The sequence below is a fragment of the Streptomyces sp. NPDC088097 genome (genome assembly GCF_044741845.1).
In the GTDB taxonomy this organism is placed as follows: domain Bacteria; phylum Actinomycetota; class Actinomycetes; order Streptomycetales; family Streptomycetaceae; genus Streptomyces.
In genome coordinates this window covers 266,300-284,671 of record NZ_JBIUTJ010000004.1, presented here as the reverse complement: position 1 = coordinate 284,671, position 18,372 = coordinate 266,300, and the positions used below count along the sequence as shown (strand labels likewise).

General features: G+C 72.4%; 19 protein-coding genes. 15 read left to right on the top strand and 4 right to left on the bottom strand.

Annotation, left to right across the window (positions count from 1 at the left end):
* Positions 1–45: 45 nt before the first annotated feature.
* Both ACIOD1_RS15340 and ACIOD1_RS15335 read right to left on the bottom strand, forming a co-directional pair.
* Positions 46–675 (bottom strand): response regulator, encoded by a 630-nt coding sequence (locus ACIOD1_RS15340; protein ID WP_401902630.1) that lies wholly within the window; start codon positions 673–675, stop codon positions 46–48.
* Positions 672–1,856, bottom strand: a complete 1,185-nt coding sequence (locus ACIOD1_RS15335; protein ID WP_401902628.1) for a sensor histidine kinase — start codon at positions 1,854–1,856, stop codon at positions 672–674. Before ACIOD1_RS15335 ends, ACIOD1_RS15340 begins: the two co-directional genes overlap by 4 nt.
* A gap of 134 nt (positions 1,857–1,990) precedes the next feature.
* Between ACIOD1_RS15335 and ACIOD1_RS15330 the strand changes: the two genes are divergently transcribed.
* The gene (locus tag ACIOD1_RS15330; RefSeq protein ID WP_401902626.1) at positions 1,991–3,079 is read left to right on the top strand and encodes an ABC transporter permease; all 1,089 of its coding nucleotides are present in this window, start codon (positions 1,991–1,993) and stop codon (positions 3,077–3,079) included.
* Positions 3,076–3,759: an ABC transporter ATP-binding protein gene (locus tag ACIOD1_RS15325; protein ID WP_365619238.1), complete on the top strand. Its 684-nt coding sequence runs from the start codon at positions 3,076–3,078 to the stop codon at positions 3,757–3,759. The genes ACIOD1_RS15330 and ACIOD1_RS15325 overlap by 4 nt, the downstream gene beginning before the upstream one ends.
* Positions 3,760–3,850: 91 nt before the next feature.
* Here ACIOD1_RS15325 and ACIOD1_RS15320 read toward each other — a convergent pair whose 3' ends face one another.
* Positions 3,851–4,654: an IclR family transcriptional regulator gene (locus ACIOD1_RS15320; protein WP_365619235.1), complete on the bottom strand. Its 804-nt coding sequence runs from the start codon at positions 4,652–4,654 to the stop codon at positions 3,851–3,853.
* Positions 4,655–4,989: 335 nt separating this feature from the next.
* On the opposite strand from ACIOD1_RS15320, the gene allB reads away from it, so the two are divergent.
* From allB to ACIOD1_RS15300, 4 genes are all read left to right on the top strand, one after another.
* Positions 4,990–6,324 carry an allantoinase AllB gene (gene allB / locus ACIOD1_RS15315; protein WP_401903063.1) on the top strand — a complete coding sequence of 445 codons (1,335 nt, stop codon included), beginning with the start codon at positions 4,990–4,992 and terminating at the stop codon, positions 6,322–6,324.
* 2 nt (positions 6,325–6,326) lie between these two features.
* Positions 6,327–7,454, top strand: coding sequence for an allantoicase (alc, locus tag ACIOD1_RS15310; RefSeq protein ID WP_365619231.1), 1,128 nt, complete (start codon positions 6,327–6,329; stop codon positions 7,452–7,454).
* A 224-nt stretch (positions 7,455–7,678) separates the two neighbouring features.
* Complete coding sequence (locus ACIOD1_RS15305) at positions 7,679–8,296, top strand: dihydrofolate reductase family protein (RefSeq protein ID WP_401902623.1); 618 nt, start codon at positions 7,679–7,681, stop codon at positions 8,294–8,296.
* A 234-nt stretch (positions 8,297–8,530) separates the two neighbouring features.
* Positions 8,531–9,445 carry a DMT family transporter gene (locus tag ACIOD1_RS15300; protein WP_401902621.1) on the top strand — a complete coding sequence of 305 codons (915 nt, stop codon included), beginning with the start codon at positions 8,531–8,533 and terminating at the stop codon, positions 9,443–9,445.
* 109 nt (positions 9,446–9,554) lie between these two features.
* Here ACIOD1_RS15300 and ACIOD1_RS15295 read toward each other — a convergent pair whose 3' ends face one another.
* The gene (locus ACIOD1_RS15295; RefSeq protein ID WP_365619225.1) at positions 9,555–10,559 is read right to left on the bottom strand and encodes a Gfo/Idh/MocA family oxidoreductase; all 1,005 of its coding nucleotides are present in this window, start codon (positions 10,557–10,559) and stop codon (positions 9,555–9,557) included.
* Between the two features lie 169 nt (positions 10,560–10,728).
* Here ACIOD1_RS15295 and ACIOD1_RS15290 point away from each other — a divergent pair, with 169 nt between their 5' ends.
* The 9 genes from ACIOD1_RS15290 to ACIOD1_RS15250 all read left to right on the top strand — a co-directional run bounded on the left by ACIOD1_RS15290 (position 10,729) and on the right by ACIOD1_RS15250 (position 18,370).
* Positions 10,729–11,709, top strand: a complete 981-nt coding sequence (locus tag ACIOD1_RS15290) for a sugar ABC transporter substrate-binding protein (protein WP_365619222.1) — start codon at positions 10,729–10,731, stop codon at positions 11,707–11,709.
* Complete coding sequence (locus ACIOD1_RS15285) at positions 11,706–12,743, top strand: ABC transporter permease (RefSeq protein ID WP_401902620.1); 1,038 nt, start codon at positions 11,706–11,708, stop codon at positions 12,741–12,743. Before ACIOD1_RS15290 ends, ACIOD1_RS15285 begins: the two co-directional genes overlap by 4 nt.
* Positions 12,744–12,754: 11 nt before the next feature.
* Positions 12,755–13,612, top strand: coding sequence for an ATP-binding cassette domain-containing protein (locus ACIOD1_RS15280; RefSeq protein WP_401902618.1), 858 nt, complete (start codon positions 12,755–12,757; stop codon positions 13,610–13,612).
* The gene (locus ACIOD1_RS15275) at positions 13,609–14,775 is read left to right on the top strand and encodes an ROK family glucokinase (protein WP_365619213.1); all 1,167 of its coding nucleotides are present in this window, start codon (positions 13,609–13,611) and stop codon (positions 14,773–14,775) included. The genes ACIOD1_RS15280 and ACIOD1_RS15275 overlap by 4 nt, the downstream gene beginning before the upstream one ends.
* On the top strand, positions 14,772–15,371 hold the full coding sequence (locus ACIOD1_RS15270) for a hypothetical protein (RefSeq protein ID WP_365619210.1): 600 nt from the start codon (positions 14,772–14,774) through the stop codon (positions 15,369–15,371). The genes ACIOD1_RS15275 and ACIOD1_RS15270 overlap by 4 nt, the downstream gene beginning before the upstream one ends.
* Positions 15,372–15,544: 173 nt before the next feature.
* Positions 15,545–16,177 carry an MBL fold metallo-hydrolase gene (locus ACIOD1_RS15265; protein WP_365619207.1) on the top strand — a complete coding sequence of 211 codons (633 nt, stop codon included), beginning with the start codon at positions 15,545–15,547 and terminating at the stop codon, positions 16,175–16,177.
* Positions 16,178–16,207: 30 nt separating this feature from the next.
* Positions 16,208–16,987: an exodeoxyribonuclease III gene (locus ACIOD1_RS15260; RefSeq protein WP_365619205.1), complete on the top strand. Its 780-nt coding sequence runs from the start codon at positions 16,208–16,210 to the stop codon at positions 16,985–16,987.
* A gap of 57 nt (positions 16,988–17,044) precedes the next feature.
* On the top strand, positions 17,045–17,485 hold the full coding sequence (locus ACIOD1_RS15255; RefSeq protein ID WP_365619202.1) for a DUF6278 family protein: 441 nt from the start codon (positions 17,045–17,047) through the stop codon (positions 17,483–17,485).
* 141 nt (positions 17,486–17,626) lie between these two features.
* The gene (locus tag ACIOD1_RS15250) at positions 17,627–18,370 is read left to right on the top strand and encodes an amino acid ABC transporter ATP-binding protein (RefSeq protein WP_365619199.1); all 744 of its coding nucleotides are present in this window, start codon (positions 17,627–17,629) and stop codon (positions 18,368–18,370) included.
* Positions 18,371–18,372 lie beyond the last annotated feature (2 nt).

Here is an 18,372-nt window from a genome sequence, read left to right as displayed (position 1 = left end):
GCCCCGTCCTGCGGGCGCGGCCACCCCCCCCCAGCGGCGCGGGCCCTACGGGGTGCGGATCAGGCGGCGGGTCGCGGCAGCGGCCACCGCCGAGGTGCGGGAGTCGACGCCGAGCTTCGCGTAGATGTGCACCAGGTGGGACTTGACGGTCGCCTGGCTGAGGAAGAGCCTCTTGGAGACCTGCTGGTTCGACAGCCCGTCCGCGACCAGCTGGAGCACCTCCAGCTCCCGCTTCGTCAGGGCTTCCGAGGGCGTCCGCATCCGGTCCATCAGCCGCAGCGCCACCGCCGGGGCCAGCGCCGACTGCCCCGCCGCCGCCGTGCGCACCGCCGCCGCCAGTTCCTCCGGCGGGGCGTCCTTCAGCAGGTACCCGGAGGCGCCGGCCTCCACCGCCGCCAGGATGTCCGCGTCCGTGTCGTAGGTGGTCAGCACCAGCACCCGGGGCCCGCCGGCCCGCCCGGTGATCGCCGCCGTGGCCGCCGAGCCGTGCATCCCGGCCCCGAACTGGAGGTCCATCAGGACCACGTCCACCTCCACCTCGGCGGCCAGCTCCACCGCAAGCTCGGCGGTGGCGGCCTCCGCGACCACCGCGAAGTCCGGTTCGGTGTCCAGCACCGCGCGCAGGCCCGCCCGGACCACGGGATGGTCGTCGGCGAGCAGGAGACGGATGGTCACGGTGCCTCCACGGGCAACGGCAGGGTGACGGCCACGGCGGTGCCCTGGCCGGGGTCGGACTCCACGGTGAACAGCCCGCCCAGGGTCTCGGCCCGCGCCCGCATCGCCGGCAGTCCGAAGCCGCCGTCGCCGGAGGGGGCCGAGGAGGGCTCGAAGCCCCTGCCGTCGTCCACCACGTCCAGGGTCACGGAGGCCTCCATGAAGGTCAGGGTGATCTCGGCGCGGCCCGCCCCCGCGTGGCGCACCACATTGGCCAGCGCCGACTGGGCGATCCGCAGCAGGGCCACCTCGTAGGGGGTGGGCAGCACCCGGGGCGCGCCGCTGACCGAGAACCGCACGCGCGGCCCGGGCACCCCCGAGCACAACCGCTCCAGGGCCCCGGCGAGCGAGCCGTGCTCCAGGTCCGGGGGCGTCAGGGCCCGTACGAACCGGCGTGCCTCGGCCAGGTTCTCCTGGGCGGCCTCGCGGGCCCGGGCGATGTGCTCGGCGGCCGGTGCGTCCTCGGGCAGGGTGCGCTCCGCCGCGCGCAGCAGCAGCTGGATCGAGGACAGGCCCTGGGCCAGGGTGTCGTGGATCTCCCGGGCGAGGCGCTCGCGCTCCGCGAGGATCCCGGCGCCCCGCTCGGCGACGGCCAGCTCGGCCCGGGTGGCGATCAGCTCCTCGATCAACTCGCGGCGGCGTTCGCTCTCCCGGTACAGGGCCTGATAGCCGAGGACCGTGGCCACCGCGACCGCCCCGCCCAGCAGCGGCCCGAGGAAGGCGCCGGGGGTGGGGGCGTCGCTGTGCGCGAGGAACCCGCCGATGGCCGCGCAGGCGGTGACCGCGACGGCCGCGACCCCCCACCGCAGCCGCAGCAGGTGCAGCTCCAGGAAGTAGAGCGGGAAGGCGATCCACAGTCCCTCGGGGGAGACCACCAGCAGCCCGGCCCACGCCAGGCCCAGCGCTGCCAGCCAGAGCGCGCCGCCGCGCGGGGAGCGCCGCACCACGGGGGCCCGTACGCCGGCCGCGTAGACGCAGGCCACCAGCGCGCAGGCGCCGATCACCCACCCGGCGCCGGGCGCGGAGTCGGTGACGGCCCGCCCGGCGGCCAGCGCGAGCAGCCCGAGGAGCAGCGCGTGCAGACACAGCCGCAGGACACGGGAGACGGGGGTGAGGGGGCGCGTACGCGGGGGAGCAGACATGGCCGGACCAGCGTAAGTCGCCGGGAGGGGCCCCCGGTCAACCGAAAGTTCGATGTCCCGGTACCTCCTTCGATACGAGGATCTCTACTGTGGCGCGATGCCTTGTGTCCACGCGGAAGACCAGGGTGGGGAACATGTTCGTCGCATGGAGAGATCTACGGTTCGCCAAGGGCCGTTTCGCCCTGATGGGCTCCGTCGTCCTGCTGATCACGCTGCTGGTCGGCCTGTTGTCCGGGCTCACGGCCGGCCTGGCCCGGGAGAACGTCTCGGGGATCACCTCGTTGCCGGCCTCCCGGCTGGCCTTCGCCGCGCCACCGGGGGACCAGAAGGTCTCCTTCACCAACTCCCAGCTGCCCGAGAGCGCCTGGCGGGACTGGCGCGCCCGCCCGGGGGTCGGCTCGGCGCAGCCCCTCGGGATCCGCACCACCAACGCCCTCTCGGGTGAGCGCACCGTCGGCGTCTCCGTCTTCGGCGTCGAGTCGACCGGAACGCTCGCGCCCGCCGGAGCCGGTCTCGCCCAGGGCTCCGTGGTCCTGAGCGAGAAGGCGGCCGAGGAGCTGGGCGGGATCGGCGCCGGCGACAAGCTCAAGATCGGCCCGTTGGAGCTGACCGTCGCCGCCGTCTCCGGGACCGCCTCCTACAGCCACACCCCCGTGGTCTGGATGGACCTCAACGACTGGCAGCGCATCGGGAACCCGGGCACGTCCCCGGAGACGCTCGCCACCGTCATCGCCCTCACCGGCTCCGGGAACGTGGACTGGGCGGCCGGCGACAAGGCGGCCGGCAGCAGCACGCTGACCGTCGACGAGGCGCTCGGCGCCATAGGGTCCTACCAGGCCGAGAACGGCTCCCTCCAGCTGATGCGCGGGTTCCTCTTCGCCATCTCCGCGCTGGTCATAGGGGCCTTCTTCACGGTGTGGACCATCCAGCGCAGCGGGGACATCGCCGTCCTGAAGGCGCTCGGCGCCTCCACCCCGTACCTCCTCAAGGACGCCCTCGGGCAGGCCGTCGTGATGCTGGCGATCGGCACCGGCGCCGGCACCGCCCTCGCGGCCGGCTTCGGCGCGCTGATCAGCGGCGGTGACGTGCCCTTCGTGCTCGACACCGCCACCGTGCTGGTGCCCGCCGCGATCATGATCGCGCTCGGTGCGCTGGGCGCGGCCCTGTCCATCCGGCGGATCACCGCCGTCGACCCGCTGACCGCCCTCGGGAGCGCCCGATGACCCTCCTCGTCCACGACGTCACGCTGACCTACCCCGACGGGGACGGCCGGCTCACCGCCCTCGACGCGGTGTCCCTGGAGGTGCCCGCCGGCACCCTGACCGCCGTGGTCGGCCCCTCCGGCTCCGGCAAGTCCAGCCTGCTGGCCGTCGCCGCCACCCTGGTCACCCCGGACTCCGGGCGGGTGGTGGTCGCGGGCCGGGACACCGCGCGGATCGGCGCCGCGGAGAAGGCGGCCCTGCGCCGGGAGGAGATCGGCATCGTCTTCCAGCAGCCCAACCTGTTGGCCTCGCTGACGGCCGCCGAGCAGCTCCAGGTGATGGCCCACCTCTCCGGGCGCCCTGCCCGTCAGCTGCGCCGGCGCGCGCTGGAGCTGCTGGACGCGGTGGGTCTGGCCGACAAGGCCGACAAGCGGCCCCACCAGCTCTCCGGCGGGCAGCGCCAGCGCGTGAACATCGCCCGGGCCCTGATGAACGAGCCCTCCGTGCTCCTCGTCGACGAGCCCACCAGCGCCCTCGACCACGAGCGCGGCGCGGCCGTGCTCGACCTGCTGGTCAACCTGACCCGTGAGCGTGCGACCGCCACCGTGCTGGTCACCCACGACCACGCCCACCTGGAGCGGATGGACCGTACGGCGGTGATGGCCGACGGCAGCCTCGCGGTGGAGTCCCTCACCGCCTGAGCGCGGGGCGCGGCGTCCGCGTACGTCGAAGGGCCCCGGCCCCCTCCGTGTGAGGGGGCCGGGGCCCTTCGACGTACGGGCCGGGCCCGGCCTAGGCCGGGTTCTGGCTCTGGAGGGCCACCGACAGCTCGGCGGCGACTCCCTGGAGGATCGGCACGAAGGACTCGGCCACGGCCTCGGTCACGCGTCCCGCCGGGCCCGAGATGGAGATCGCGGCGGCGGTCGGCGAGTTCGGCACCGAGACGGCGAGGCAGCGGACTCCTATCTCCTGCTCGTTGTCGTCGACCGCGTAGCCCGCCAGCCGGACCTTCTCCAGGGCCTCCAGGAAGCCCTCGGGCGTGGTGATGGTCTTCTCGGTCGCGGCCGGCATCCCGGTACGGGCCAGCAGGGCACGCACCTCGTCCGCGGGGGTGTACGCGAGCAGCGCCTTGCCCACGCCGGTGGAGTGCGGCAGCACCCGCCGGCCGACCTCGGTGAACATGCGCATCGAGTGCTTGGACGGCACCTGGGCGACGTAGACGATCTCGTCCCCGTCCAGGAGGGCCATGTTCGCGGTCTCCCCGGTCTCCTCGACCAGGCGGGCGAGGTAGGGGCGGGCCCACGTACCCAGGAGCCGCGAGGCGGACTCGCCGAGCCGGATCAGGCGGGGGCCCAGGGAGTACCGTCGGTTGGGCTGCTGGCGTACGTAGCCGCACGCCACGAGGGTGCGCATGAGGCGGTGGATGGTCGGCAGCGGCAGGCCACTGGCGGCGGAGAGCTCGCTGAGGCCGACTTCGCCTCCGGCATCGGCCATGCGTTCGAGCAGATCGAAGGCGCGCTCAAGGGACTGGACGCCACCGCTGGCGGCGGTGGGCTTGGCGGAAGCGTCGGTGGTGCTGGCGCTGGACGTCGGCACGGCGCGGTCCTTTCGGTGCTGGCAGGCAAGCAAGCAGCCTACCGGTCGGTCGGCGCCGGCCCTAGAGCCGGGGCCTTGCCGTCCCCGCCGGTCAGAGGGGGTTTGTCCTGGTGGTGGACGCCCTGGGAACCTACCGGCCCGGCTCCCCGTGGTGGTAGCTACATTCTGGATAGTGAAATCTTAATTCCATCCTGTGGAAACATCCAATTGCGGCAGAAGTGGGTCGGTGCTCCGTCCGGTCGCTCTTGACGGGTCCCGGATCGCGGTGAAGACTCCGTCAACAGAACGTTGAATTTCGCTCTGTGGAAGTAGATGGGGAGGTTCCGGTGGCCGACGTGGCTGTGGAACTGGTACTGCGCTCGACGCGCGTCATCACCCCCGAGGGGACGCGCGCCGCCTCGGTGGCCGTCGCCGACGGGAAGATCACGGCCGTGCTGGCGTACGAGGCCGAGGTACCGGCCGGAGCCCGGCTGGAGGACTTCGGCGACGACGTCCTGCTCCCCGGCCTGGTCGACACCCACGTCCACGTGAACGACCCGGGACGCACCGAGTGGGAAGGGTTCTGGACGGCCACCCGCGCCGCCGCGGCCGGTGGCATCACCACCATCCTCGACATGCCGCTCAACTCCCTGCCGCCGACCACCACGGTCGACAACCTCCGCGTCAAGCAGGAGGTCGCCCGCGCCAAGGCGCACGTGGACGTCGGCTTCTGGGGCGGCGCCCTGCCGGACAACGTCAAGGACCTGAGCCCCCTGCACGACGCCGGGGTCTACGGCTTCAAGTGCTTCCTGTCGCCTTCCGGCGTGGACGAGTTCCCCGAGCTGGACCAGGACCAACTGGCCACCTCGCTCGCCGAGATCACCGGCTTCGGCGGCCTGATGATCGTGCACGCCGAGGACCCGCACCACCTGGAGTCCGCTCCGCAGGTGCCGGGCCCCAAGTACGCCGACTTCCTCGCCTCCCGCCCGCGGGACTCCGAGAACACCGCGATCCAGAACCTGATCGCCCAGGCGCGCCGGCTCAACGCCCGCGTCCACGTGCTGCACCTGTCCTCCTCCGACGCGCTGCCGCTGATCGCCGCCGCCAAGGCCGAGGGCGTACGGATCACCGTGGAGTCCTGCCCGCACTACCTCACCCTCACGGCCGAGGAAGTGCCGGACGGCGCGAGCGAGTTCAAGTGCTGCCCGCCCATCCGCGAGTCCGCCAACCAGGACCTGCTCTGGGACGCGCTCGCCGACGGCACGATCGACTGCATCGTCTCCGACCACTCCCCCTCCACCGCGGACCTCAAGACCAGCGACTTCGCCACCGCGTGGGGCGGCATCTCCTCCCTCCAGCTGGGCCTGCCGGCGATCTGGACCGAGGCCAGGAAGCGCGGGCGCTCCCTGGAGGACGTCGTCCGCTGGATGTCCGCCGCCCCGGCCACGCTGGCCGGACTCGCGCAGAAGGGCGCCATCGAGGTCGGCCGTGACGCCGACTTCGCCGTACTGGCCCCCGAAGAGACCTTCACCGTGGACCCGGTCCACCTGCACCACCGCAACCAGGTCACGGCGTACGCGGGCAAGACCCTGCACGGCGTCGTGAAGTCCACCTGGCTGCGCGGCACGCGCATCGCCGACCACGGCACCCCGTCCGAGCCCACGGGCCTCCTCCTTGAAAGGCAGAACTGACAGTGGCACAGCGTTCGACTGAACTGGCTTCTTTCACCGGCAACGCGAACCCGTACGGGGGCGGCGACCCGTACGCGGACTACCGCACCGCGGACTTCCCGTTCACCCAGTACGCGAACCTCGCCGCCCGTGAGCTCGGCGCCGGTGTCACCTTCGCCAACGACGAGTTCTTCGCCGAGCGCGAGAACCTCCTCATCGCCGAGGCCGCGCACTTCGACCCCGAGCACTTCGGTCACAAGGGCAAGGTCATGGACGGCTGGGAGACCCGCCGTCGCCGCGGCGTCTCCGCCACCCAGCCGTGGCCCACCCCGGAGGACCACGACTACGCCCTGGTCCGCCTCGGCGCCCCCGGCGTCATCCGCGGCATCGTCGTCGACACCGCCCACTTCCGCGGCAACATGCCGCAGGCCGTCTCCGTCGAGGGCACCTCGGTCGTCGGCGCCCCCACGCCCGAGGAACTCCTCGGCGAGGACGTCAAGTGGACCACCCTGGTCCCGCGCACCCCGGTCGGCGGCCACGCGGCCAACGGCTTCGTGGTGGACGCCGAGCAGCGCTTCACGCACCTGCGCGTCAACCAGCACCCCGACGGCGGCATCGCCCGCCTGCGCGTCTACGGCGAGGTCGTCCCGGACCCGAAGTGGCTCGCCACGCTCGGCACCTTCGACGTGGTCGCCCTGGAAAACGGCGGCTCGGTCGAGGACGCGTCCAACCGCTTCTACTCGCCGCCGACCAACACCATCAACCCGGGCCGCTCCCGCAAGATGGACGACGGCTGGGAGACCGCCCGTCGCCGTGACAACGGCAACGACTGGATCCGCTACCAGCTGGTCGCCGACTCCGAGATCCGCGCCGTCGAGATCGACACCGCCTACCTCAAGGGCAACTCGGCCGGCTGGGCCTCGCTGTCCGTCAAGACGGGCGAGGACGGCGAGTGGACGGAGTTCCTGCCGCGCACCCGCCTGCAGCCCGACACCAACCACCGCTTCGTCCTGGACGCCCCGGCGGTCGGCACGCACGTGCGCATCGACATCTTCCCGGACGGCGGCTTCTCCCGCCTGCGCCTGTTCGGCTCGCTGACGGAGGCCGGCGCCGCCGCGCACGCCGCCCGTCACCAGGAGCTCGGCGGCTGAATCCCGCCCGCTCCGCCCAACGACCGCCCCGGGGGCCGACACCCCCGGGGCCAGGGCACCGTCCTACGGGGCGCACCGCACGCGGTGCGCCCCGTAGGCGTACCCGGGGGCGGTCTCCGCCACGGCCGGCGCGCCGCACCGATGAGATCGGGGCCCGGCGGGAGTCTGGAAGGGCGTACGGGTCCCGCGGGCGGGCCCGCCGACCGACCGAGGAGCGCGCCACCATGGGAAAGCTCACCCTCACCACCTTCCTGAGCCTCGACGGAGTGATGCAGGCCCCGGGCGGGCCCGAGGAGGACACCAGCGACGGCTTCGCGCACGGCGGCTGGGTCGCACCCTTCGCCGACGCCGGCATGGGGGAGTGCGTCACCGAGGTGTTCGACCGCGCCGGGGCCTTCCTCCTCGGCCGCCGGACGTACGAGATCTTCGCCGCCTACTGGCCACGCCACGACGACCCGGCCGACCCGATCGCGAGCCGCCTCAACCACCTCCCCAAGTACGTGGCCTCCACCACCCTCAAGGAGCCCGCCTGGGAGGGCGCCACCGTCATCGACGGCGAGCACCTCCAGGCGGAGGTGGTCCGGGCCAAGGACGCCACCGACGGGGAGCTCCAGGTACACGGCAGCGGGCAGTTGGCCCAGTGGCTGCTGGCGCGGGACCTCGTCGAGGAGCTGAACCTGCTCGTCTTCCCCGTCGTCCTCGGCGCGGGTCGGCGCCTCTTCCCGATCGGCGGACTCCCGACGGCCTTCGAGCTGACCGCCTCCCGGACCACCCCGAACGGCGTGGCCGCCCACACCTACCGGCGGACGGGCCGGGCCTCCTTCGGCACGATGGGCGACTGACGCCGACCGGGCCCGCGGGGCGGACGCGGCGACCGGACGCGCGGCGTCGGGTCGGGGCGTCGGGGCGTCGGGTCGGGCGCCGGGGCGGGCGCCCGGTCGGACGGGCCCCGGCCGTCGTGCGGCGGCGGCCCCGGAACGCGGTCGACGGCGAAGATCGTCTCCGCTACCGTGGGCCCGCCCCCGTGCGAGCCGCCGACGTCTCCACCGCCCTTCCCAGCCGTCGGAGTCGCCCCGGTGTCCGCCCTCGCCCCCCCCGCCCCCGCCCTCGCCCCCCGCCGGGCCTGGCTCGCGGACCTGCCCGTCCTGCTGGTCGCCGTCGTCTGGGGCGGCAGCTACCTCGCGGCCAAGGGGGTCACCACCCCGCACACCGTGATCGCCGTGCTCGTGCTGCGCTTCGCCCTCGTGCTGCCCGCCCTCGTCCTCGCCGGTCGGCGCGGACTGCGCGCCCTGAGCGCCGCCCAGATCCGCGGGGCGGGCCTGCTGGGCCTCGTGCTCGGCGGGATCTTCCTGCTGGAGACCTACGGGGTGGTGCACACCTCCGCCACCAACGCCGGCCTGATCATCAGCCTGACCATGATCTTCACCCCGCTCGCCGAGGCCGCCGTCCGGCGCACCGCCCCCTCCGCCGGCTTCCTCGGCGCCGCCGCGGTCTCCGTGGCCGGCGTCGTCCTGCTCACCCAGGGCGGTGGGATCGCCGCCCCCGGCCTCGGCGACCTGCTCATCCTGGGCGCCGCCCTCGCCCGGACCCTGCACGTGCTGCTCATGGCCCGGATCAAGGCCGTCCAGGACGCGGACGCGCTCTCCCTGACCACGGTCCAGCTCGGCACCTGCGTCCTGCTCTTCGCCCTCCTGGCCGCCGTCCCCGGCACCGGGTCCTCGCCCTGGGCGGCGGCGGCGGACTTCGGGGCCGCCGAATGGGCCGGGCTCGCCTTCCTGTCGGTCTTCTGCACCCTGTTCGCCTTCTTCGTGCAGATGTGGGCCGTACGCCGCACCTCGCCTTCGCGCGTCAGCCTGCTGCTGGGCACCGAACCGCTGTGGGCCGCCGCCGCGGGCACCGCCATCGGCGGCGAACACCTCGGCGCCGCCGGCTTCGCGGGCGCCGCGCTGGTCCTGGCAGGCACCGCCTGGGGCCGCCGTGCCGCCGGCTGACGGGCCGGGGTTTGGCCGACATTGGGCTGCTGCGGGCTTGATCACCGGTCCTACGGTGGTCCTCATGCCGCCCGAGCCCCCCACACCACGCGAGCCCCCCACGGCCCCCTCACAGATCCGGCAGCTCCTCCAGGCGCACGGGGCGCCGCTCCCGCCGGGACCGTTCGCAGGCCTCCGCCACGCGGAAGGCCGCGAGGCCGTCCCGGCCGTCGCAGGGGTTGACGTCCTCCCCGCGCACCAACCGGACGAACGCCGTCAGCTCCGCCTCGTAGGCCGGCGCGAAACGCTCCAGGAACCCGGACCACGGTTTGCTCGCCGGGGGCGGGCCCTGCGGTTCGGTCGAGGCGATCGGGGTCCGGTCGTCCAGCCCGGAGGAGACCTGGTCCCGCTCGCCGGCCAGCTCCATCCGCACGTCGTACCCGGCGCCGTTGCACCGGGTGCCCGTGGAGGAGACCAGCGTCCCGTCGTCCAGGGTGGCGAGCGCCGCGCAGGTGTCCACGTCCCCGGCCTCCCGGAACCGCGCGGGCCCCGCGTCGGAACCGACCGCGTAGACCTCGGTGAACTCGCGCCCGGTGACCCACCGCACCACGTCGAAGTCGTGCACCAGGCAGTCCCGGTACAGGCCCCCCGAGGTCGCCAGGTACGCGGCCGTCGGCGGCGCGGGATCGGCGGTCGTCGTCCGTACGGTGTGCAACCGACCGAGCGCGCCCGAACGGACCAGCTCCCGCGCGGTCCGGTACCCCGCGTCGAAACGGCGCATGAAGCCCACCTGGAGGGTCCCGCCGGCGGCCGTCACCTCGCGCAGCACCGCCAGGTTCCGTGTCAGGTCCGGGGCCAGCGGCTTCTCGCAGAACACCGGGAGCCCGGCGCGCACCGCCCGTACGACCAGCCCGGCGTGGCCCTCGGTGGCGCAGGCGACGACCAGGGCGTCCACGCCCCAGGTGAAGACCTGCTCGACCGAGGGGGCGGCCGTGGCACCCAGCCGCTCCGCGAGTCGTACGGCCCGCGCCGGGTCGGCGTCGGCGAGCAGCAGCGAGCCGGCGTCCGGGTGGCGGGCCAGGGTGGCCGCGTGGAACGAGCCGATCCGCCCCGTTCCGATGAGCCCGATGCGCATGCACTCAACGTGACCCCCTCCGGGGGACCTGTCAATCCGCCGGCGCGTGCCCCGATGGCCCCGCATGGTCAACTGTGGCGGATACTGGTCGGCCGGAAACGGAATGACCGAATTGGTGACGAGGGAAGGGCGCGGCGACGTGGCTAGGGTTCGGACAGGGGTACGCGTCGTGGGCGCCGTGCTCGCGGTGGTACTGGGAGCCTCCCTCGCGGGTTGCAGCAGCACCGGCGGCAAGCGCGCCGAGGAGCGGGCGAAGGCCGCCGAGGCGGGCCGGCCCGCCGTGTCCACGCCGAAATGGACCTTCGCGATGGTCACCCACGCGGGCGACGGCGACACCTTCTGGGACATCGTCCAGAAGGGTGCCAAGGAGGCATCGGCGAAGGACAACATCAACTTCGTCTACGCGCACGACGACCAGGCACAGCAGCAGGCCCAGTTCGTGCAGAACGCGATCGACCAGAAGGTCGACGGCATCATCGTCAGCCTGGCCAAGCCCGACGCCCTCAAGGACGTCGTCGCCAAGGCCGTGAAGGCGGGCATCCCGGTGATCACCGTCAACTCGGGATCCGCCCAGTCCGCCGCGTACGGGGCCCTGGCCCACATCGGCCAGGACGAGGAGATCGCGGGCGAGGCGGTCGGCACCGAGCTGACCAAGCGGGGCCGCAAGAAGGCCGTCTGCGTCCTGCACGAACAGGGCAACGTCGGCCACGAGCAGCGCTGCGCCGGGGCGAAGAAGACCTTCGCCGGCAGCATGGAGAACCTCTACGTGGAGGGCACCAACATGCCGTCCGTGCAGGCCGCCCTCCAGGCCAAGCTCCAGGCCGACCCCTCCGTGGACGCCATCCTCACCCTGGGCGCCCCCTTCGCGCCCACCGCCGTCAAGGCGAAGGAGGCGGCCGGCAGCAAGGCCGAGGTGGACACCTTCGACCTCAACGAGTCCGTGGCCCGCGACCTCCAGTCGGGCGCCCTCGGCTTCGCCGTCGACCAGCAGCCCTACCTCCAGGGGTACGAGGCGGTCGACCTGCTGTGGCTCTACCGCTACAACGCCGACGTCCTCGGCGGCGGCCGTCCGGTGCTGACCGGGCCCCAGATCGTCACCGGGACCCAGGCCGCCGAGCTGGAGAAGTACATCAAGCGGGGCAGCCGATGAGCACGACCGCCCCCGTCGCCGACGAACGGCTCGCGCCGGCCTCCCTCGTCCGCAGGCTGCTGGCCCGCCCCGAGCTGGGCGCGGTCGTCGGCGCCGTCGCCGTCTTCGTCTTCTTCTCCTTCGCCGCCGACAGCTTCCTGCGGACCTCCAGCCTCAGCACGATCCTGTACTCGGCCTCCACGATCGGCATCATGGCCGTACCGGTGGCCCTGCTGATGATCGGCGGCGAGTTCGACCTGTCCGCCGGCGTCATGGTCACCACCTCGGCGCTGTTCAGCTCGATGTTCAGCTACCAGATGACCGCCAACGTGTGGGTCGGCGTCCTCGTGTCGCTGCTGGTCACCCTGGCCATCGGGTTCTTCAACGGGTTCATGCTGACCCGCACCAAACTGCCCAGCTTCATCATCACGCTGGGCACCTTCCTGATGCTGACCGGGCTGAACCTCGGCTTCACCAAGCTGATCAGCGGGTCCGTCTCCACCAAGTCGATCGCCGACATGGAGGGCTTCTCCTCGGCGCGGGCCCTGTTCGCCTCGCAGTGGAACATCGGCTCGGTCACCCTCAAGGTGACCATCCTGTGGTGGCTGGCCCTCGTGGTGGTCGCCACCTGGATCCTGCTGCGCACCCGCGCCGGCAACTGGATCTTCGCCGTCGGCGGCGGGGCGGACGCGGCCCGCGCCACCGGCGTGCCCGTCGTCAAGACCCGCATCGGCCTCTACATGGGCGTCGCGCTGTGCGCCTGGATCTCCGGCCAGCACATCCTGTTCTCGTTCGACGTGGTCCAGTCGGGCGAGGGCGTGGGCAACGAGTTCCTCTACATCATCGCGGCCGTCATCGGCGGCTGTCTGATGACCGGCGGCTACGGCTCGGCGATCGGCTCGGCCGTCGGCGCCTTCATCTTCGGCATGACCAGCAACGGCATCGTCTACGCCCAGTGGAACCCGGACTGGTTCAAGTTCTTCCTCGGCGGGATGCTGCTGCTGGCCACGCTGCTCAACGCGTGGGTGCGCAAGCGGGCGGAGGCCAGCAAGTGACGGGCGAGCGCATGACCAAGGACACGGCGCCGGACACGGCCCCCCTGGTGAGACTGACGGACGTCAGCAAGCACTACGGCAACATCCGCGCCCTCCAGGGCGTCTCCCTGGAGGTCTCGGCCGGCGAGATCACCTGCGTGCTCGGCGACAACGGCGCGGGCAAGTCCACCCTCATCAAGATCATCGCGGGGCTGCACCGGCACGACGCCGGCAGCTTCGAGATCGAGGGCGAGGAGACCGTACTGGCCAACCCGCGCGCCGCCCTCGACCACGGCATCGCCACCGTCTACCAGGACCTCGCCGTCGTCCCGCTCATGCCGGTCTGGCGGAACTTCTTCCTCGGCTCCGAGCCCACCAAGGGCCGCGGCCCCCTGCGCCGACTCGACGTGGACCACATGCGCCGGACCACCCGCGCCGAGCTGCTGCGCATGGGCATCGACCTGCGCGACGTGGACCAGCCCATCGGCACCCTGTCCGGCGGCGAGCGCCAGTGCGTCGCCATCGCCCGCGCCGTGTACTTCGGCGCGAAGGTCCTCGTCCTGGACGAGCCCACCGCCGCCCTGGGCGTCAAGCAGTCCGGCGTGGTCCTCAAGTACGTCGCCGCCGCCCGCGACGCGGGCCTCGGCGTGGTCCTGATCACCCACAACCCGCACCACGCGTACCTGGTCGGGGACCGTTTCGTCCTCCTCAAGCGCGGCACCATGGCCGGCAACCACACCCGCGACTCGATCACCCTGGACGAGCTGACCCGGCAGATGGCGGGCGGCTCGGAGCTGGACGAGCTGAGCCACGAGCTGGAGCGGGTGGCAGAATCAGGAACGAGCAACCCATCCGATCCGGCCGGCGACAGGGACGACACGACTCGATGAGCACGTACCGGGACTTCACGCTCGCCCACCGGGGGGCGGCGCGGGGCACCGTCCTGCGGACCGTCGGGACCCGCGAGCGCCGGTCCCTGCTGACGGCCCCGAGGGTACCGACCGTCGGCATCGACATCGGCGGCACCAAGGTCATGGCCGGCGTCGTCGACGCCGACGGGGTCATCCTGGAGAAGATCCGGGCCGAGACCCCGGACAAGTCCAAGAGCCCCAAGGTCGTCGAGGACACCATCGTCGAGCTGGTCCTCGACCTGTCCGACCGGCACGACGTGCACGCCGTCGGCATCGGCGCCGCGGGCTGGGTCGACGCCGACCGCTCCCGCGTCCTGTTCGCCCCCCACCTGGCCTGGCGCGACGAGCCGCTGCGCGACGCCCTCCAGTCCCGCCTGGTGGTCCCGGTCATGGTGGACAACGATGCCAACACCGCGGCCTGGGCCGAATGGCGCTTCGGCGCCGGTCGCGGCGAGGACCACCTCGTCATGATCACGCTCGGCACCGGGATCGGCGGCGCCATCCTGGAGGGCGGCCAGGTCAAGCGCGGCCGCTACGGAGTGGCCGGCGAGTTCGGCCACATGCAGGTGGTCCCCGGCGGCCACCGCTGCCCCTGCGGCAACCGCGGCTGCTGGGAGCAGTACAGCTCCGGCAACGCCCTGGTCCGCGAGGCGCGCGAGCTGGCGGCCGCCGACTCCCCGGTGGCGCACGACATCATCGCCCGCGTCGGCGGCAACGTCCAGGAGATCACCGGGCCCCTCATCACCGAGCTGGCCCGCGAGGGCGACGCCATGTGCGTCGAGCTGCTCCAGGACATCGGCCAGTGGCTCGGCGTCGGCATCGCCAACCTCGCCGCGGCCCTCGACCCCTCCTGCTTTGTCATCGGCGGCGGTGTCAGCGCCGCCGACGACCTGCTCATCGGTCCCGCCCGGGAGGCCTTCCGCCGCCACCTGACCGGCCGCGGCTACCGCCCCGAGGCCAGGATCGCCAAGGCCGAGCTGGGCCCGGAGGCCGGGATGGTCGGCGCCGCCGACCTCGCCCGGCTCGTGGCCCGCCGCTTCCGCCGGGCCACGCGCCGGCGGGTCGAACGCCACGAGCGCTACGCGCAGCTCGGGTGGCGCTCCGCCTCCGCCACCGCCCCCGAGGACCAGGAACAGCAGTGACCCCGCCCTCCCTGCCCAGACAGGCCCCGTCCCCCGACTCCGGAGCCACCCCGCCGCCCCCCTCGGAGTCCCGCGAGGACCGGCGCCGCACCGTACGCCGCCGGTGGATCACCGCGATCATCATCCTGCTGCTCGTCGGGGTCCCGGCGGGCTACCTCGCCGTATCGGCGCAACAGAGCCGCGAGAGCGGCCGGGACAAGGCGGCCCGCGTCGGCGCCGTCAAGGTCCGCGAGGCCTGGCCCTCCAAGGTGCAGCGCAGCGTGTACGAGGTCCCCATCCCGATGATGGCCTCGCTCGTGGGCTACCTGGAGACGAACAACTGGCACACCAGCCGGCTGTACGTCCAGTTCGGGCTGACTCCCAAGGAACTCGACGTCTTCCTGGCCGACCTCGGCACCAGCCGCGGGGCGCTCACCCCGGGGGTGTCGATCTCCGAGCACGACGCCAAGGTCGCGGGCTGGAGCTGGAGCAAGAAGCACAAGTGGTCCGGCACCACCCTGGAGGCCCAGGACCCCCGCCCCACCCGGGACGTCACCGTCGACCTGACCAACCCGAAGAACCCGAGGGTCTACGTCGTCTCCACCACCGTTCCCTAAGGGCTGTCCCGTAATGCGTGGTGGATCAGCGCGCGGCGTCGGATGCGGTGCATCGCAAGGCGGAGGGACGCCCGAATACTGGACGTATTCGGGCGTTCCGACAACGCGGCGAGGTGCCGTAGCCGACGCCGCGCGCCCACCAGGGATTACGGGACAGCCCATAGAGTGGGATCATGAAGCTCACCAAACGGCTGCACTCCTGCGTCCAGTTGGAAAAGGGCGGGCGCACGCTCGTCATCGACCCGGGCGCCTTCAGCGAAGCGGACGCGGGCCTCGGCGCCGAGGCGCTGCTGGTCACGCACGAGCACCCGGACCACTTCGAGGAGGGCCGCCTGCGCGCGGCCCTCGACGCCAACCCGGCGGCCGAGGTGTGGACCCTGCGCAGCGTCGCCGACCGGCTCTCCGCCGCGTACCCGGGCCGGGTGCACACCGTGGGCCACGGGGACACCTTCTCCGCCGCCGGTTTCGAGGTGCAGGTCCACGGCGAGCTGCACGCCGTGATCCACCCGGACCTCCCCCGGATCACCAACGTGGGCTTCCTCGTGGACGCCTCCCTGTTCCACCCCGGCGACGCCCTGACGGTGCCGGACGCTCCGGTGGACACGCTGATGATCCCGGTGCACGCCCCCTGGAACAAGGTCGCCGAAGTGGTGGACTACGTCCGCGAGGTCAAGCCGCGCCGGGCCATCGACATCCACGACGCCTACCTCTCCGACATCGCGCGGCCGATCTACGACTCGGCCCTGGACGGCCTCGGCGGCGCACCCCACAGCAGGCTGGCGGCGGGAGAGAGCGCCGCACTGTGACTGTCGGTGGCGGGCGGTAGGTTGGTGGGCATGCGTATCGCCACCTACAACGTCAACTCGATCACCGCCAGGCTGCCGCGCCTGCTGGCCTGGCTGGAGAGCTCGGGCACGGACGTGCTCTGCGTCCAGGAGACCAAGTGCTCGGCGGAGCAGTTCCCGGCCGCCGAGCTGCGGGAGCTGGGCTACGAGTCGGCCGTCAACGCCACCGGCCGGTGGAACGGCGTGGCCCTGCTCTCCCGGGTCGGCCTGGAGGACGTGGTCCTCGGCCTGCCCGACGGGCCCGACTACGAGGGCGTCCAGGAGCCCCGCGCGATCTCCGCGACCTGCGGCGGCGTGCGCGTCTGGTCGGTGTACGTGCCGAACGGACGCGAGGTCGAGCACGACCACTACGGCTACAAGCTGAACTGGTTCCGCGCGCTGGCCGGCGCCGTCGCCGAAGACGCGGCCGGCCCGCGTCCGTTCGCGGTGCTCGGCGACTTCAACGTGGCGCCGACCGACGAGGACGTCTACGACCCGGCGGTCTTCGCGGGCCTGACCCACGTCACCCCCGAGGAGCGGGCGGCGCTGGAGACACTGCGGTCCGTCGGGCTCTCCGACGTCTTCCCCCGGGCCCTCAAGTACGACCACCCCTACACCTTCTGGGACTACCGCATGCTCGCGTTCCCCAAGAACAGGGGCATGCGCATCGACCTCGTCTACGGCAACGAGCCCTTCGCGAAGGCGGTCAAGGACTCCTACGTGGACCGCGAGGAGCGCAAGGGCAAGGGAGCCTCCGACCACGCGCCGGTCGTCGTCGACCTGGAGCTCTGAAACGGATCCAGGCGCGCCCTGTGGCCGGCCGGGGATCCTGGTGCCAGGCTGTTCGGTATGAACATCCCCTTCCTGGCCAACTGGCGGAACCGGCACGAAACGGAACGGGGTGCGGGACTCGCCGCCGCCCTCGCGGACGACCCCGAGGGCGCCGCCGAGTTGTTCTCGGAATGCGAGATGCTGCGCGCCCAGGCGCGGGCGGCGGGTCTCGAACTGGACCAGACCCCCGCCTCGTTGGAGGCCCTCGACCAGCTGATGCCGCGCTGGCGCCGGGACCCCGAGATCGTGCCCTGGCTGGGCAACGACGCCGGTTTCTACCTCGGGACCGTGGTGGTCCGCACCATCGGGGGCGCGCGCTGGCAGGTGTGGCCCAACGGCCAGCCGATGATCCGCCTCGTCTCGGGCCGGGAGCTCAACGTGATCGATTCCGGAGTCTCCTGGGCCATGACCGGCTCGCCCGAGCTGAGTCAGGCCTACGCCGAGGCCTCCGAGGGCTGACGGGGGCGGCCGGCACGGGCCGGACTGAAAAAAGGGCCCATGTGCTTTATGCCGCTTTTACGCGTGTCGGGGCGAAGTCCACTCCGACGGCTGGATAGTTTGCGCTGACCTCGACACACCGACAAGTGGGCAGGGCAGCGTATGGCCGTCGATCCGTTGATCGAGCTGCGGGCAGTGAACAAGCACTACGGAAACCTGCACGTCCTCCAGGACATCGACCTCACCGTCGGCCGCGGGGAGGTGGTGGTGATCATCGGCCCCTCCGGCTCGGGGAAATCCACCCTCTGCCGGACGATCAACCGGCTGGAGACCATCGAGTCGGGAACGATCAGCCTGGACGGCCGGCCCCTCCCCGAGGAGGGCAAGGAGCTGGCCCAACTGCGCGCCGAGGTGGGCATGGTCTTCCAGTCCTTCAACCTCTTCGCGCACAAGACCGTCCTGGCGAACGTCTCCCTCGCCCAGATCAAGGTCAGGAAGCGCAAGCGGGACGAGGCCGACAAGCGCTCCCGCGAACTCCTCGACCGGGTCGGCCTCGCCGACCAGGCGGACAAGTTCCCCGCACAGCTCTCCGGCGGCCAACAGCAGCGCGTGGCCATCGCCCGCGCCCTCGCCATGAGCCCCAAGGCCCTCCTCTTCGACGAACCGACCTCCGCGTTGGACCCGGAGATGATCAACGAGGTGCTGGAGGTCATGCAGCAGCTCGCCGCCGAGGGCATGACGATGGTGGTGGTCACCCACGAGATGGGCTTCGCCCGCTCCGCCGCCAACCGCGTCGTCTTCATGGCCGACGGCAGGATCGTCGAGGACCGCACCCCGGAGGAGTTCTTCACGGCTCCCGAGAGCGAGCGCGCCAAGGACTTCCTCTCCAAGATCCTCAAGCACTGAGG